We start from the raw sequence: 14,475 nt of genomic DNA on the forward strand, positions 1-14,475 counted from the left end.
CAAGTCTACGCGCAGACCCGGTTGCGGCCCTGTCGCTTGGCTTCGTAGAGTTGCCGGTCGGCCCGGCGATAGAGCTCTTCCGCCGTTTCCTTGCCGTCCCATATGGCCAGCCCGACGCTGGTCGTCACCTTGAGCCTGCCACGGGCGATCGGGATCGACAGGGCGGCAATGGCCTCACGAATGCGTTCGGCGAGCTTCTCCAGCCCTTCGAGGTTCATGTTCGGCGCGACGATGGCGAATTCCTCGCCTCCGAGGCGGGCCACCACATCGTGATAACGGGTCAGGTCCAGAAGGCACCGGCCGACCGACCGCAGCACGTCGTCCCCGACATCGTGGCCGTGATTGTCGTTCACCTGCTTGAAGTGGTCGAGATCGAGGATCATCAGGCCCACCGGCTTGTCGATCCGCCGGAACTCCAGAATGTATTCCCGCAGCGCGTCGTCGAAATAGCGGCGGTTCTGCGTGCCGGTCAGCCCGTCCGTCAGCGCCGCCACCTCCAGCGTCTCGGAGCGGGCACTGAGCGAGGCCGTCATCTGGCGCAGCTTGTTTTCCTCCCGCACCTGCCGGCGGATCAGCGGATAGATGAAGAACATGCCGAAAAACAGCGCCGTGGTCAGAAGCACGCTGGTGAAGAAAAGCAAATCCTTCAGATAGGATACCTTGGCGACACGCTCGGGGCGCGTCACCTCCATGATGTTCTCCATGACGCCATGGGCGAACAGCATCAGCATACCGGCGCCGAAGATCACCGTTATGAAGACGAAGAATGCCGATTCCGCCTTGTGGAAGCGCATCATTGCCCGCTTGAAACATGCCCACCTGCTTGTCTCATGGTCCCGCTTAATAAAAAGCTGATTTCGGCAACCAGAACGCGAATATCGGCGGATTTTCATCCAAACAATTGCATACCGATGGTTATGAAATTGCCGGGCCGGCTGCATCTCCGAGCCCGCCATATCCAGGCCCGACCCGCTTCCATTCCGGCCCGAGCTGGTTGCGGAACCATGTCGACTGACGCTTGGCATATTGGCGGGTGGCGGTCTTGGCCCGCTCGATCGCTTGGGCAAAGGACATCTCGCCAGCCAGCGCGGCCTGCAATTCCCGCACGCCGATCGCCTTCATCGCAGGCAAGGCCGGATCGAGATCCAGCCGGGCAAGCTCACGCACCTCGTCCAAGGCGCCACGTTCCAGCATGGCATCGAAACGCAGGCCGATGCGCGCGCCAAGCTCGTCCCGGTCCGGTTCGATCACCAGGCATTGCGCGCTCGCCCGTTCCACCAGCGGTTGTCCTCGCTGGCCCTGCCAATCGAGGATCGAGCGGCCGGAAGCGTCCCAAACCTCCAGCGCGCGCACGATGCGCTGGCCATCGGCCGGCTTCAGCCGGGCGGCCGCCGCCGCATCCTGCTGCGCCAGCCTTCGATGCAGGGCCTCGGCGCCCTCCTCCAGCAAGGCGCTGCGCCAGCGGTCCCGGATATGTGCCGGAATGTCCGGCATTTCGGACATGCCTTCGGTCAGCGCCCGGAAATAGAGGCCGGTGCCGCCCACGAAGATCGGCCGCAGCCCTCCAGGCATGCCCTCATCCACCAGCCGCGTGACATCGCGCAGCCAGGCCCCGGTCGAATAGGCGACCGAAGGCGGCACATGGCCATAGAGACGATGCGGCGCCCGGCGCAAATCGTCAGCCTCCGGCCGCGCCGTCAGCACATCGAGCACGCCATAGACCTGCATGGAATCGGTGTTGACGATGGCACCGCCCAACCTTTCGGCCAGTTTGAGGGCGAGCTTCGACTTGCCGCTGGCAGTCGGCCCGGCTATCAGGATCGCGTCCCTGACGCGCCCTTCCTTTCCTCCTTCACCGGAAGCCCCGATGCCGCTCATCGCCACGCTCATTTCCAATCCAGCCAGCCGCTCCCTGTCGGCAGACCTAGCGCATAAGGCGTCGAAGGCCGTCGGCGCAAGTGCCGTGGACTGGCTGGCCGACGAGGTGGCGTGCGACATCGCGCTTTCCGGTGCGCTGGAGCCGCAGGCCGCGACCGCCCTGCTGCGCGAAACCATCGGCGGCGCACCGGTGGACATTGCCGTGCAGGAAGCCGGCCACCGGCGCAAGAAAATCCTGATCGCCGACATGGATTCCACCATGATCGACCAGGAATGCATCGACGAACTGGCCGACGAGGTCGGCTTGAAGGAGCATGTCGCCGAAATCACCGCGCGTTCCATGAACGGCGAGATCGCCTTCGAACCGGCCCTGCGCGAGCGCGTGGCGTTGCTGCGCGATCTCGATATCGGCGTCGTGGACCGGATCGTCGAAAACCGCCTCACCCTTGCCTCCGGCGGCCCCGCCCTGGTCGCCACCATGCGCGCCAAAGGCGCCTGGACGGCGCTGGTATCGGGCGGTTTCGACGTGTTCACCTCGCGTATCGCCACCATGCTTGGCTTCGACGAAAACCGCGCCAACCGCCTCATCGAGCACGACGGGCGCCTGACCGGCGAGGTGGCCGAGCCGATCCTCGGCCGCGCCGCCAAGGCCGAGGCGCTGCATGACATTTCCGCCCGCCTGAAGCTGACGCCCGCCGATGCCATCGCCGTCGGCGACGGCGCCAATGACCTCGACATGATCCGCCTTTCCGGCACCGGAGTCGCCCTGCACGCCAAGCCTTCGGTCGCGGCCGAGGCGAGGGTTCGCATCGACCACGGCGACCTTACCGCCCTGCTCTATCTGCAAGGCTACCGGCAGGAGGAGTTCAGCCTGTGACGCCGCTCCGCGCCGAACGCCTTATCCTGCGCAACTGGGAGGAGCGCGACCGCGACCTGTTCCACCGCATCAACTGCGACGAACAGGTGATGGAGTTTTTTCCGTTTCGGCGCGACCGGGCGGCTGCCGACGCCAAAATGGATGAGTTTCGGGAGACGATCGCCCGGCAAGGCTTCGGCTGGACGGCAGCGGAAATCGCCGCGACCGGCGAATGCATCGGCTTCGTCGGCCTGAGCCGCACCGAGGACACCCCCTTCATGCCCGAAGGCACCGTCGAGATCGGCTGGCGCCTCGCGCCCGAGTTCTGGGGCAAGGGCTATGTCTCGGAAGCCGCACGGGCCTGGCTCGACTACGGCTTCGAGATGCTTGGGCTCGGCGAAATCGTGTCCTTCGCGGTGACCGCCAACCGGCGCTCGACGGCGGTCATGGAGCACATCGGCATGGTCGCCGATCCGGCTCGCGACTTCGACCACCCCGGCGTTCCGGACAGCCACCCCCACCTGAAGCGCCACAGCTTCTATCGGCTCACCAGCGAGGAATGGGCGAAGAAAAAGGCGGCCTCCTGACCGCCTTTTTCATTTCTCAATCCATGCGGATCGTCACGAAGCGCAGTTCGCCGCTCTTGGAAGCCAGCATCAGCAGCGCATTCTTGCGGCCCTGTTCCTTCAGCGCCGCGATGCGGTCCATCACGTCCTTGGGGCTCGACACCGATTCCTGCGCGATCTCGGTGATGACCTCGCCCGCCTGAACACCCCGCTCGGCCGCCGCCGAATCCGGCTCGACCTCGGTGACGACCACGCCGTTGACGCCAGCGGCGACGCCGAACTTCTCACGGGTGGCGTCGTTGAGTTCGCCGATGGTCATGCCGAGCACGGAGGCGGTCGCCACCTCCTCGCCCTGCTCGGCGCTTTCGTCATCCTGGCCCTCGGCCATCTGCTCGCCATCCTCGAGACGGCCGAGCGTGACCTTGACGGTCATCTCCTTGCCCTTGCGCACCACGACCACGTCCACTGCCTTGCCGACCGGGCTTTCGGCGACGATGCGCGGCAGGTCCCGCATCTCGTCGATCTCCTTGCCGTCGAACTTGGTGACGACGTCTCCCGCCTGGATCGAGCCGTTATCCACCGGCCCGCCCTTGATGATGCCGGCGATGAGCGCGCCCTTGGCGTCCTTCATGCCGAGGCTTTCGGCAATGTCCTCGGTCACCGGCTGGATGCGCACGCCGAGCCAGCCGCGCCGCGTCTCGCCGAACTCGCGCAACTGGTCGACGACCCCTTTCGCCAGTTGCGTGGGGATGGAGAAGCCGATGCCGATCGAACCGCCGGTCGGCGAGATGATGGCCGTGTTGATGCCGATGACCTCGCCATGCATGTTGAACAGCGGGCCGCCTGAATTGCCGCGGTTGATGGCGGCGTCCGTCTGGATGAAGTCGTCATACGGACCGGCATTGATGTCGCGGTTGCGGGCCGAGATGATGCCGACCGTGACCGTGCCGCCGAGCCCGAACGGATTGCCGATAGCCATCACCCAGTCGCCGATGCGCATCTTGTCGGAATCGCCGAACTTCACCTCGGTCAGCTTGTGGCCGGCCGGATCGACCTTCAGGATCGCGATATCGGTCTTGGTGTCGGTGCCGACCAGTTCGGCCTTCAGCGTCAGCCCGTCGGAGAAATTGACCTCGATGTCATCGGCATCGGCGATGACGTGGTTGTTGGTGACGACAAAACCTTCCTTGGCATCGATGACGAAGCCGGAGCCCAGCGACTGCACCTTCTGCGAACCGCCACCGCGCTGCCCGCCGCGATCCTTGAAGAACTCGTCGAAGAAGTCCTGGAAGGGCGAGCCTTCGGGAAGCTGCGGCATCGGCACCGCGCCGGGGCCTTCGGTGCCCTTCACCGTCTGCGAGGTGGAAATGTTGACGACCGCGCCGAGCAGCCCTTCGGCAAGGTCCGCCACCGAGGCAGGGCCTGCCTCCGGGCCGACGGGAGCCGGATTGCCCGGAGCCGGAGTAACGGGGGCCGGGGTACCGGGGGCCGGAGTGGCGGGAGCCGGCAGGCTCTGCGCCATCGCAGGCGATAGGGTGCCCGTTGCGGCCACGGCCAGCGCGCTGGCCGCTAACAAGGTGGTTCGCGTTGCGCGCAGGAGAAACTGGGGTGTCATGGAACGGGCTCCGGGCATCTCGAAGTTGCGTGTGTCATGATGGCATGAAATACGGCACGTTTGCGACGCAAAGTGCCATCGTCAGGTAAATCCTGCGTAATGGAAAGGGGCGGAACGATACCGCTCCGCCCCTCTCGAATTCAGCCGCGCACCAGCCATACGATGCCGACGCCGAAGGCTATGGCCAGCAGGCCCGCCATGCGCAGGGCACCCTCTGGCATGGATTGAACCTCCACCGCCAACCGCCGTGCCAGCCGGGGAAAGCCCCCATAGACCAGGCCCTCGATGACGAGGACCAGGCCCAGGGCCGCCAGGAAATCCTGCACGGATTACTGGCCGTTGGCGGCCGGCGCAGGCGCCTGAGCAGACGGAGCGGCCACAGCCGCGTCGCCCCGCGCCGGATCGCGGAAGAAGCGGAAGAACTCCGATTCCGGCGAAAGGACCATTGTGGTGCCATCGCCGTTGAGGGCGATCCCATAGGCGCTCATCGACCGGTAGAAGTCGAAGAACTGGGGATCACGCAGGTAGGCGTTGGCGTAAATGGCGCTTCGTTCGGCATCGCCCTCACCGCGCAGGATCTCGGATTCCCTCTGCGCCTCGGCGACGATTTCCACCACCTCACGATCGGCACGGGCGCGAATGCGCTGGGCCGCCTCGTTACCGCGGGCCCTCAGCCTTTCGGCTTCGGCCAGGCGTTCGGCCTTCATGCGCTCAAAGGTCTGCTGCGACACTTCCTGCGTCAGATCGGTACGGCGGATGCGCACGTCCACGATTTCGAGACCCAGCGACGTCGCATCGGGACGAAGCTGGTCGCGCACCTCGCGCATCATGTCGGCACGCTCTTCCGAAAGCGCCGCCTCGAAGCCGCGCAGACCGTAGACACGACGCAGTGCCGCATCGAGACGGGTCCGAAGCCGCTGCTCGGCCAGTTCGATGCTGCCCGAAACCGCCGAACGGAAGACGCGCGGGTCCGAAATGCGGTAGGCGATGAAGGCATCCACCTCATAGAACTTGCCGCCCGAAACCTGCACGCGGATGTTGTCGAGGTCGAAACGCAGCACGCGGTTCTCGATCATCTGCACATTGTCGGCGGAGAAGAAGGAAAACGGCATCTTGAAGTAGATGCCCGGTTCGCTCTTGACCTCGACGATCTCGCCGAAGCGCAGCACGATCGCCTGCTGGCGCGCGTTGACCACGAAGATCGACGAGTAGATCAGGAACAGGATGACGATGCCGGCAACGGCAATGGCTGGAAGACGGTTCGCCATTATTGCGTTCCTCCGGTCGTCGTGGTCGCCCCGGTCGCTGGCGACCTTTTTTGCAGTTCAGGCAGCGGCAGATACGGCACGACGCCCGGGCCGCCGCCCTGCTCCACGACCACCTTGTTGGAATCCTTCAGGACCTTCTCCATGGTCTCGAGATAGAGACGCTTGCGCGTCACGTCCGGCGCCTTGGCGTATTCCTCGTGGACCGAGATGAAGCGCTGCGCCTCACCCTGCGCCTCCTGCACGACGCGGTTCTTGTAGGCGGCAGCTTCTTCGCGAAGCTGTGCGGCCTGACCGCGGGCCTGGCCGAGCTTCTGGTTCGAATACTGGTTGGCCTGCTCGACGAACCTGTCCTCGTCCTGCTCGGCGCGCTGCACCTCGTCGAACGCGTCGGCCACTTCGCGCGGCGGCGCGGCATCCTCGATCGAGATGGCATTGACGTTGAGGCCGGCATCATAGCCGTCGAGCGTGGTTTGCAGGATCTGTCGCACGGATTCGGCGATGCCCTGACGATCGTCGCGGAAGATGTCCTGCGCCGGACGGCGGCCGACGGCCTCGCGCATGGCGCTTTCGGCAACCTGGGTCAGCATGCCGTCGGGATCGGAGACTGCGAACAGATAGGCGCGCGGATCGGAAACCTGATAGGCGACGGAGAACTGAACGTTGACGATGTTCTGGTCGCCCGAGAGCATCAGGCCGGACGTGTCGTTGGCGCGTGCCGAGCCGCCGATGTTGACGAGCTGTTCGGAAATCTTCGCGGTCTCGACCGTTTCGATCGGCCACCAGTGGAAGTGCAGGCCAGGCTCGGAGAGTTCCTCCTTGGGCTTGCCGAAGCGCAGTTCGACGGCCACTTCATCCGGCTGCACGGTGTAGACGGCCTTGAACACCCACATGCCCAGCAAAAGCAGCGCAAGGACCGCGAACATGGCGCGGTTGCCGCCGTTTCCGCCCGGCAGGGCGCGGCGCAGCTTGTCCTGCCCCAGCCGGATGATATCCTCCAGATCGGGTGGCGTGCCTTGCGGGCCGCTCGGCCCTCTCGGTCCCTGGCCCCACGGGCCGCCGCCGTTGCCTCCGCCGCCACCCCACGGGCCGCCGCCACTCTTGTCGTTCCAGGGCATAAATGTCCTTTCGTCCGCAGTCCCTCACACGCCATCCATGGCGCACAAGCCTTGACCTTCTATAGGGAGGCCAAAGCCGGCTTTCAACGCGTAGGACGCCTAAAAAGCCCTTTGCCCCTGCGGCATTACGCAACTTTATGTCATCGGGCGAAGTTGCGCCTCTCAACCCCGCCTTTCATAAACGACATAACGGGTGGCGTGGCTGTCCTTTTCCCCGGCAGGCACCTCCTGCTGCAATACCGGCTGCCATAGTTCGGGGTCGATGGCGGGGAAGCGGGCATCGCCGTCCACCTCGCCCAGCACATGGGTAATGTGCAGCCGGTCGGCCAGCGGCAGGGCCTGTGCATAGATATCCGCGCCGCCGATGATGCAGGCTTCCCCGTCCTGCCCAACATGGCGCTCGGCGACGTGGATCGCCTCATCGAGAGAATGCGCGATTTCGGCGCCCTCGACCCTGTAGCCGGTGTCCCGCGTCACGATGATGTTGAGCCGGCCCGGAAGCAGCCGGCCGATGCTTTCATAGGTCTTGCGCCCCATGATCACCGGCTTGCCCATGGTATCCGCCTTGAAGCGCTTCAGGTCGGTCGAAAGCCGCCACGGCAGGCCGCCATCGCGCCCGATGACGCCGTTCTCGGCGATCGCCACATAGATCGCAGTTTTCATGCCTTTTCCTTACTCCGCCTCGCCGCCGGCCGGAGCGAGGATCAATATGTCGATGTCGCGCTCGGGATAGAAATTCTTCGCCCGCATCTCGAAAGTGGTCGGGCCGGTCTTCTTCACGCCCGTGCCGCAGAAGGAAACCAGCGCCGCCGCATCGCCCTTGTCGATGGTCAGCCTGAAATCGCCGATGGTGCCCAGCGCCCAGTTCGAGCCAGTGGTCAGGACATAGGACATGCGATACTCGGAGAGGGCCGGAACGCCGTTGGCGTTTCGGCTCGCCGCCTTGCGCACTGCATTTTCAAAGGCAGGATCCATGCAATAGCGGTGCTTGTAGTCCTGATAATCGCCCTGGAACTTGCCGTCATAGAAGAAGCCGATGCCCGCCGTCGCACCGACGCTCGGCACATAGCTGTGCGAGACGCGCACATCCTTGCCGGCGGCAAACGTCGCTTTCCACCAATAGGTCGAGCGCAAGCTCCACAACGGGGTGCGCTCGGTCTTCCAGCCGGACCCGTCATCATATTCGTTGAGCATGAGGATGCCGCGCTCCTGCCAGTCCCGCGCCACATCGTCGGGCAGCCCGGCCAGTTTCGCATAGGCATCCTCGGCATAGGGATTGAGCGGAATGCCTGCGGCCTGCAGTTCGCCGGTGACGTCGAGCCCCACGGCAAACGCCTTCTGCTCCAGTTGGGGCGTGATCTCGGTGCCGTCGCTGGTCACACGGAAGTCGAGGAAATTGTCGGAGGCATTGTCCGGCACGGCCACCATCATGTCCGGCCCGCCGGAGATATCCGGCATCGGGAAAGCGACGATGGTGGAAATATCCTCGTCCGAGCGGTTGGCGAACACATAGTCGACCCGCACCTGCTTCCGCGAAATGAACAGGTCCTCGCTCTTCATCTCGATCAGGTCGCTGCGCGACAGGATGAGGCCGCCGGTGCCCAGTTCGGCCACGGAATCGTTGGCGAAAGCCGGCAGGGCAGCCAGCATCGCAAGCGAAGACAGGCACAGGCGCAGCATGGGTGATTCCCTCCTCGTCGGGCGACGACGCGACACTAGAGCAATTCCAGCAAAAGTGCGAAGCGGTTTTGCGTCCGGAATTGCGTCAAAACAAAAGGTTAGAGCGTTTTCGCGATTTAGGGAAAAGCGGAAAGGCTCCAGAGAGTTTCAGCCAGGCTTCCCAGGTCGAAAGCCCCCGAACCGGTCAAAGGCCCCCTTGATTCCGCCCTGCGCTCCGCTGGACAGGACGAGGCGGATCGGGCAGGAAATTGCGCCATGCGCACGCTTCTCGTCATCGGCATCGGCGCCGGCAATCCCGAACATCTGACCGTTCAGGCCATCGCGGCGCTGAACCGGGCGGATGCGCTGTTCATTCCCGACAAGGGCTCCGAAAAGAGCGATCTTGCGGCGCTGCGGCATGAAATCTGCGACCGTTTCGTCACCAATGCGGCCACGCGCCGCGTCGGGTTCGGCGTGCCGAAGCGGGCCGAGCTGACGTCCTCCTATCGCAGCACGGTGGACGACTGGCACGAGGACATCGCCGGTATCTATGAGGCGCTGATCCTCGACGAACTCGGCGACAACGGTTGCGGCGCGCTCCTCATCTGGGGCGACCCGATGCTCTATGACAGCGCCCTGCGCATCCTCGAAAGAGTACGCCAACGCGGCAATGTCGATTTCGCGGTCGAGGTCATTCCCGGCATCACGGCCATCCAGTCGCTGTGCGCCAGCCATCGCATCGCGCTCAACCGCATCGGCGACCCGGTGCTCATCACCACCGGCCGCCGGCTGGCCGCCGAAGGCATGCCAGACAATGCCGGCACCGTCGTGGTCATGCTGGACGGCAACTGTGCCTTCCGCACCGTGAAGGACAAGGACGCCATCATCCATTGGGGCGCCTATCTGGGCACGCCGGACGAGATCGTCATTGCCGGCCGCCTCGGCGACGTCGAGGATCGGATCGTCGCGACACGCGCCGAGGCCCGCGCCGCCAAGGGCTGGATCATGGACACCTACCTGCTGCGCAAGCCGGGCGAAGCGGAAGAATAACCCCATCGCCGGTTCCACGTCAGGGCGTGCCCTCACGTGTGATTCTATCCGGCGTCGATCTCGGCCTGCAGCGCCATCATATGCGTCTCGGCGGCCGAGGCGGCGGCGCGCTCGATGGCCCGGTAACGGCTGACCACGGCAAGTCCGACCGGGGTGAGCTGAGCTCCGCCTCCGCGTTTGCCGCCGGTCTGGGCGCTTACCAGCGGCTTGCCGAAGACGCGGTTCATGTCCTCCACCAGATCCCAGGCATGCTTGTAGGACATCTGCATGGTGCGAGCGGCAGCCGATATGGAACCAAAGGAGGCGATGTGCTCCAGAAGCTCGATCTTACCGGGCCCGATGCGCCCGTCAGGATCGAGATTTATCCGTAAGGTCAGCGACGGCATCTTCTCTTCCCGCAATCCGGTCTCCTTCACCCATAGCGCCTTTGAGGCCGTACCGCTATTCTAAAATAGAATAACGATGGTGCGACGCTTCACATATCCGCCTCCTGTATTCCCGCACCAGTATTGGCTTCGTCGAAGGTGACGGTCTTGACCACCGCGAACACCGGCAGGCCGGGCTTCAGATCCAGGGCCTGGCGCGACTGTTCGGTGATGCGCGACACGATGGGCACGCCGTTGCAGTCGATGCGCACCTCGCTCTCGGCGCCCGTGCCATGGGCGATGGCCGCGACCTTGCCCGGCAGGATGTTGAGCGCGCTGAGGCCGGTTGGCCGTTCCGTGGCGATCATCACGTCACGGGCGCGGATGCGCAGCCGCACCGGCTGGCCGACGGGAATGCCGATGCGCGGCACCCGGATCTCGCCGGCGGCCGAGTGCAGCACCGACATGGAAAAGGCGTCGTCATGGCGCGCCACCACCGTCTCGACCAGCGCGCCGCCCTCGCCGCGCTCGCCCGCAGGCAGCAGGTCGAGCCGCTGCAATATGTCGGCCACCGGGCCGGAGGCAGTCACCTTGCCCTGCGCCAGCACCACCACGTCGCTCGCCAGCCGTGCCACCTCGGCAACGGAATGGCTGACATAGACGATGGGGATTTTCATCTGGTCGCGCAGGCGCTCGATATAGGGCAGGATCTCGGCCTTGCGCGCCTCGTCCAGCGAGGCCAGCGGCTCGTCCATCAGCAACAGCCGGGGACTGGACAGCAGCGCACGCCCGATCGCCACGCGCTGTTTCTCGCCGCCCGACAGCGTTGCCGGCTTGCGCTCCAGCAGCGCGCCGATACCGAGCAGGTCGACGATCGCACCCATTTCCAGATAGCGCTCGGCAGCGGGCGTGAACCAGCGGCCATAGAGCAGGTTGGAGCGCACGCTCATATGCGGGAACAGCCGCGCATCCTGAAAGACCATGCCGATACGGCGCTTGTGACGCGGCACGAATATTCGGGCTTTGGTGTCGACCAGCACCTTGCCGTCGACTTCGATGCGCCCCTCGTCCGGCCGGATCAGCCCGGCGATCAGGTTGATGAGCGAGCTTTTGCCCGAACCGGAGGGTCCGAACAGCGCCGTCAGACGGCCGGATCCGGCAAATTGCGCCTCGATCCGGAAGTCGCCCTGGAGGTGGCGGATAGCGACGGAGAGCGTCATTCCACGTCCATCCGCTTGCCCAGCCGGCGCGCCAGCACTTCGGAGGCGACCAGCGCCAGCATGGAAATGACGATGCTGATGAGAGTGAGCCGAAGCGCGCCCTCGTCGCCGCCCGGCACCTGCGTGAAGGTGTAGATGGCCGAAGGCAGCGTCTGAGTCTCGCCCGGTATGTTGGAAACGAAGGTGATGGTGGCGCCGAACTCGCCCATCGCCTTGGCGAAGGACAGGATGGCGCCGGCAATGATGCCGGGCAGGATGAGCGGCAGCGTCACCGTGGAAAACACCCATAGCGGGCTGGCGCCCAGCGTCCCGGCCGCCGCCTCCAGCTTGCGGTCGACCGATTCGATGGACAGCCGGATCGCGCGCACCATCAGCGGAAAGCCCATTACCCCGCAGGCCAGCGCCGCGCCCGTCCAGCGGAACGAGAAGACGATGCCGAAATGCTCGGCCAGAAAGGCGCCCGCCGGGCCGCGCCGGCCAAAGGCGAGCAGCAGCAGATAGCCCGTCACCACCGGCGGCAGCACCAGCGGCAGGTGAACGATGCCGTTGAGCAGCGTCTTGCCCCAGAAGCGGCCGCGCGCCAGCACATAGGCGATCAGGATTCCGGGCGGGATGGAGGCGAGCATCGCCACCGTCGCCACCCGGATCGACAGCCTGACGGCCGTCCACTCGTCAGGCGTGAGATCAAGCAACCAGTTCATGGACGGCGGGCAGGCTTAGTTGGAGACCGGCGCCAGGACGGTGAAGCCCTGCTCCTCGAACAGCTTACGGGCCTTCTCCGTGTGCAGGCACTTCAGGAAGGCCGGCGTGTCGGCATCCTTGGACTCGGCCGTCTGCGCCACCGGATAGATGATCGGCGCATGCGTCTCTTCCGGGAAGGTGCCGATGACCTTGACCTCCGGCTCGGCCACCGCATCCGTGGCATAGACGATGCCGGCCGCGGCCTCGCCGGTGGCCACCAGCTTCAGCGCCGCACGCACGTTCTCCGCCTGCGCCAGCTTGCCTTCGACCGAGCCCCACATGTCGAGCGCCTCAAGCGCCGCCTTGCCGTATTTGCCGGCCGGAACCGCCTGCACGTCGCCCATGGCGAGCCTGCCCTCGCCGATCAGGCCGGCGAGGTCGAAACCCTTCTCGAGCTTGGCTTCGGCGGTCGAATCCTTGGGGGCGACGAGCACGATGCGGTTGCCGAGCAGTTGCTCTTCAGTTGCGGCGTTGATGAGGTTCTTGTCGGAAAGATACTTCATCCAGTCGAGATCGGCCGAGATGAACACGTCGGCCGGCGCGCCTTCCTCGATCTGCTTGGCCAGCGCCGAGGACGAGGCATAGGAAATCTTGGCGGCCTCGCCGACATAGGCCTCGCAGGCGGTGTTGATGGCGTCGAGCGCATTCTTCAGACTGGCGGCGGCAAAAACGACGACCTGGCTGTCGTCGGCCTGCGCCGTCGAAACGGGGGCCATCAGCAGCGCCGAAAGCGCTCCCGCCGCCATCATTGCCTTCAAACCCGTCCTCGTGGCCCTGGCCATCGCGCTTCTCCCTGTCAGATGACTTTTGATCGAACGCCGCGGCGTGCGGCTTCATAGTCGATATATACGGATGGATATAACAAGGGAAGCCTTTTGCTTGCGCCGCAAGCGTGCTTCAGTCACTCCATTGAAAACCGGATCTGGAAAGGATCAGACCATGAAAATCAGCGCCCGCAAGATCAAGGGCCGGATCGTGGAAGTGTCGAAGGGCGCCACTACCGCCCATGTGCGAATCGACATCGGCGGCGCCGTCGTCACCGCCTCGATCACCAACGAGGCCATGGACGAGCTGGGACTGAAGGAAGGCGGCGACGCCTATGCCGTCATCAAGGCATCCGACGTGATGGTGGCCGTGGACTGACAGGCGTCAAACCGCGATCGGCGCCCTGATGCTGGGATCGGCAACGTAGTTTTCCAGCCTGAAATCCTCGAATCGGAAGGCGAACAGGTCGTCCACCGCCGGATTGATCCACATGGTGGGCAGCGGTTTCGGCGTGCGCGCGAGTTGCTCGCGCGCCTGCTCGAAATGGTTGGCGTAGAGATGGGCGTCACCCAGCGTGTGGATGAACTCGCCGGGCTTCAGCCCGGTCACCTGCGCGATCATCATCGTCAGCAGCGCATAGGAGGCGATGTTGAACGGCACGCCGAGGAAAATATCGGCCGAGCGCTGGTAAAGCTGGCAGGAAAGCCGCCCTTCCGCGACATAGAACTGGAACAGGCAATGGCAGGGCGGCAGCGCCATGGTGTCCACCTGCGCCGGGTTCCAGGCGGAAACGATGAGGCGCCGCGATTGCGGGTTGCGGCGCAGCTCGATCAGCAGGTTGGCGATCTGGTCGATCTCGCCGCCATCGGACCCCAGCGCCGGCCAAGACCGCCACTGGCGGCCGTAGACGGGGCCGAGATCGCCGTTCCCGTCGGCCCATTCGTCCCAGATCGTGACGCCGTTGTCGTTGAGATATTTGATGTTGGTGTCGCCGGCCAGGAACCACAGCAGTTCATGGATGATCGACTTCAGATGCAGCTTCTTGGTCGTGGTGACGGGGAAGCCGTCCGCCAGATCGAACCGCATCTGATAGCCGAACACAGAGCGCGTGCCGGTACCGGTGCGGTCGCCGCGATCGACACCGGTTTCAAGGACATGCCGCAGAAGATCGAGATATTGCCGCATCGGCTCCGTTCCGACGAGTTTTCACGGTCCGCACTATAGACCCGGCGGTCATTCCCGCACAGCCGTCGGCGCAGTCGCTCCACAGCCGAGACGACATGCGCCGGCCGGTCACGAGACATGGCCGGACTGCAGAGGATGACAGCCGGCGGGCGATGCGACCCGCCTGCCCTGTCTTCAGAAATGCCGGATCTT

Annotated in this window: 17 protein-coding genes; 4 read left to right on the top strand and 13 right to left on the bottom strand. The window is 64.7% G+C overall.

Annotated elements, in window-relative coordinates; all coding sequences use genetic code 11:
* Window positions 1-5: 5 nt before the first annotated feature.
* Together ACVCNR_RS03370 and miaA are read right to left on the bottom strand one after the other, a co-directional pair.
* A complete protein-coding gene (locus ACVCNR_RS03370; protein WP_354192445.1) occupies window positions 6-794 on the bottom strand; it encodes a GGDEF domain-containing protein in 789 nt (262 codons plus the stop codon).
* Between the two features lie 121 nt (window positions 795-915).
* The gene (gene miaA, locus ACVCNR_RS03375; RefSeq protein ID WP_447075628.1) at window positions 916-1,878 is read right to left on the bottom strand and encodes a tRNA (adenosine(37)-N6)-dimethylallyltransferase MiaA; all 963 of its coding nucleotides are present in this window, start codon (window positions 1,876-1,878) and stop codon (window positions 916-918) included.
* On the opposite strand from miaA, the gene serB reads away from it, so the two are divergent.
* Window positions 1,868-2,755 carry a phosphoserine phosphatase SerB gene (serB, locus tag ACVCNR_RS03380; protein ID WP_447073823.1) on the top strand — a complete coding sequence of 296 codons (888 nt, stop codon included), beginning with the start codon at window positions 1,868-1,870 and terminating at the stop codon, window positions 2,753-2,755. The genes miaA and serB overlap by 11 nt on opposite strands.
* Window positions 2,752-3,321: a GNAT family N-acetyltransferase gene (locus ACVCNR_RS03385; RefSeq protein WP_447073824.1), complete on the top strand. Its 570-nt coding sequence runs from the start codon at window positions 2,752-2,754 to the stop codon at window positions 3,319-3,321. Before serB ends, ACVCNR_RS03385 begins: the two co-directional genes overlap by 4 nt.
* A gap of 16 nt (window positions 3,322-3,337) precedes the next feature.
* On the opposite strand, the gene ACVCNR_RS03390 is transcribed toward ACVCNR_RS03385, so the two are convergent.
* From ACVCNR_RS03390 to ACVCNR_RS03415, 6 genes are all read right to left on the bottom strand, one after another.
* A complete protein-coding gene (locus ACVCNR_RS03390; protein ID WP_447075629.1) occupies window positions 3,338-4,858 on the bottom strand; it encodes a DegQ family serine endoprotease in 1,521 nt (506 codons plus the stop codon).
* 197 nt (window positions 4,859-5,055) lie between these two features.
* The gene (locus tag ACVCNR_RS03395) at window positions 5,056-5,241 is read right to left on the bottom strand and encodes a DUF2065 domain-containing protein (RefSeq protein WP_354192055.1); all 186 of its coding nucleotides are present in this window, start codon (window positions 5,239-5,241) and stop codon (window positions 5,056-5,058) included.
* Between the two features lie 3 nt (window positions 5,242-5,244).
* Complete coding sequence (hflC, locus tag ACVCNR_RS03400; protein ID WP_354192054.1) at window positions 5,245-6,183, bottom strand: protease modulator HflC; 939 nt, start codon at window positions 6,181-6,183, stop codon at window positions 5,245-5,247.
* Entirely contained in the window at window positions 6,183-7,298 is a 1,116-nt protein-coding gene (hflK, locus tag ACVCNR_RS03405; protein WP_447073825.1) for an FtsH protease activity modulator HflK, read from the bottom strand. Before hflK ends, hflC begins: the two co-directional genes overlap by 1 nt.
* 162 nt (window positions 7,299-7,460) lie before the next feature.
* A complete protein-coding gene (locus tag ACVCNR_RS03410; protein WP_354192052.1) occupies window positions 7,461-7,961 on the bottom strand; it encodes a dihydrofolate reductase in 501 nt (166 codons plus the stop codon).
* A 9-nt stretch (window positions 7,962-7,970) separates the two neighbouring features.
* Window positions 7,971-8,978 (bottom strand): DUF4424 domain-containing protein, encoded by a 1,008-nt coding sequence (locus ACVCNR_RS03415; protein ID WP_447073826.1) that lies wholly within the window; start codon window positions 8,976-8,978, stop codon window positions 7,971-7,973.
* 255 nt (window positions 8,979-9,233) lie between these two features.
* On the opposite strand from ACVCNR_RS03415, the gene cobF reads away from it, so the two are divergent.
* Window positions 9,234-10,007, top strand: coding sequence for a precorrin-6A synthase (deacetylating) (gene cobF, locus ACVCNR_RS03420; RefSeq protein ID WP_447073827.1), 774 nt, complete (start codon window positions 9,234-9,236; stop codon window positions 10,005-10,007).
* A 44-nt stretch (window positions 10,008-10,051) separates the two neighbouring features.
* Here the strand turns inward: cobF and ACVCNR_RS03425 are convergent, their stop codons facing one another.
* The 4 genes from ACVCNR_RS03425 to modA form a co-directional block, all read right to left on the bottom strand.
* The gene (locus ACVCNR_RS03425) at window positions 10,052-10,393 is read right to left on the bottom strand and encodes a winged helix-turn-helix domain-containing protein (protein WP_354192440.1); all 342 of its coding nucleotides are present in this window, start codon (window positions 10,391-10,393) and stop codon (window positions 10,052-10,054) included.
* Between the two features lie 89 nt (window positions 10,394-10,482).
* Entirely contained in the window at window positions 10,483-11,592 is a 1,110-nt protein-coding gene (gene modC, locus ACVCNR_RS03430; RefSeq protein WP_354192049.1) for a molybdenum ABC transporter ATP-binding protein, read from the bottom strand.
* A complete protein-coding gene (gene modB / locus ACVCNR_RS03435) occupies window positions 11,589-12,293 on the bottom strand; it encodes a molybdate ABC transporter permease subunit (RefSeq protein ID WP_447073828.1) in 705 nt (234 codons plus the stop codon). The genes modC and modB overlap by 4 nt, the downstream gene beginning before the upstream one ends.
* Before the next feature lie 15 nt (window positions 12,294-12,308).
* A complete protein-coding gene (gene modA, locus ACVCNR_RS03440) occupies window positions 12,309-13,115 on the bottom strand; it encodes a molybdate ABC transporter substrate-binding protein (RefSeq protein WP_447073829.1) in 807 nt (268 codons plus the stop codon).
* Between the two features lie 157 nt (window positions 13,116-13,272).
* Here modA and ACVCNR_RS03445 point away from each other — a divergent pair, with 157 nt between their 5' ends.
* Window positions 13,273-13,476: a TOBE domain-containing protein gene (locus ACVCNR_RS03445; RefSeq protein ID WP_447073830.1), complete on the top strand. Its 204-nt coding sequence runs from the start codon at window positions 13,273-13,275 to the stop codon at window positions 13,474-13,476.
* Window positions 13,477-13,482: 6 nt separating this feature from the next.
* Here ACVCNR_RS03445 and ACVCNR_RS03450 read toward each other — a convergent pair whose 3' ends face one another.
* Entirely contained in the window at window positions 13,483-14,283 is an 801-nt protein-coding gene (locus ACVCNR_RS03450; protein ID WP_354192044.1) for a thymidylate synthase, read from the bottom strand.
* Window positions 14,284-14,475: the final 192 nt, after the last annotated feature.

It is taken from the genome of Aquamicrobium terrae, from assembly GCF_052978165.1.

Bases quoted from the DNA above. Each gene is read 5' to 3' on its own strand.
- modB (WP_447073828.1), bottom strand. From the start codon at position 12,293: ATGAACTGGTTGCTTGATCTCACGCCTGACGAGTGGACGGCCGTCAGG.
- cobF (WP_447073827.1), top strand. From the start codon at position 9,234: ATGCGCACGCTTCTCGTCATCGGCATCGGCGCCGGCAATCCCGAACAT.
- serB (WP_447073823.1), top strand. From the start codon at position 1,868: ATGCCGCTCATCGCCACGCTCATTTCCAATCCAGCCAGCCGCTCCCTG.
- ACVCNR_RS03370 (WP_354192445.1), bottom strand. From the start codon at position 794: ATGCGCTTCCACAAGGCGGAATCGGCATTCTTCGTCTTCATAACGGTG.
- hflC (WP_354192054.1), bottom strand. From the start codon at position 6,183: ATGGCGAACCGTCTTCCAGCCATTGCCGTTGCCGGCATCGTCATCCTG.
- ACVCNR_RS03425 (WP_354192440.1), bottom strand. From the start codon at position 10,393: ATGCCGTCGCTGACCTTACGGATAAATCTCGATCCTGACGGGCGCATC.
- ACVCNR_RS03450 (WP_354192044.1), bottom strand. From the start codon at position 14,283: ATGCGGCAATATCTCGATCTTCTGCGGCATGTCCTTGAAACCGGTGTC.
- miaA (WP_447075628.1), bottom strand. From the start codon at position 1,878: ATGAGCGGCATCGGGGCTTCCGGTGAAGGAGGAAAGGAAGGGCGCGTC.
- hflK (WP_447073825.1), bottom strand. From the start codon at position 7,298: ATGCCCTGGAACGACAAGAGTGGCGGCGGCCCGTGGGGTGGCGGCGGA.
- ACVCNR_RS03445 (WP_447073830.1), top strand. From the start codon at position 13,273: ATGAAAATCAGCGCCCGCAAGATCAAGGGCCGGATCGTGGAAGTGTCG.
- modC (WP_354192049.1), bottom strand. From the start codon at position 11,592: ATGACGCTCTCCGTCGCTATCCGCCACCTCCAGGGCGACTTCCGGATC.
- ACVCNR_RS03415 (WP_447073826.1), bottom strand. From the start codon at position 8,978: ATGCTGCGCCTGTGCCTGTCTTCGCTTGCGATGCTGGCTGCCCTGCCG.
- modA (WP_447073829.1), bottom strand. From the start codon at position 13,115: ATGGCCAGGGCCACGAGGACGGGTTTGAAGGCAATGATGGCGGCGGGA.
- ACVCNR_RS03410 (WP_354192052.1), bottom strand. From the start codon at position 7,961: ATGAAAACTGCGATCTATGTGGCGATCGCCGAGAACGGCGTCATCGGG.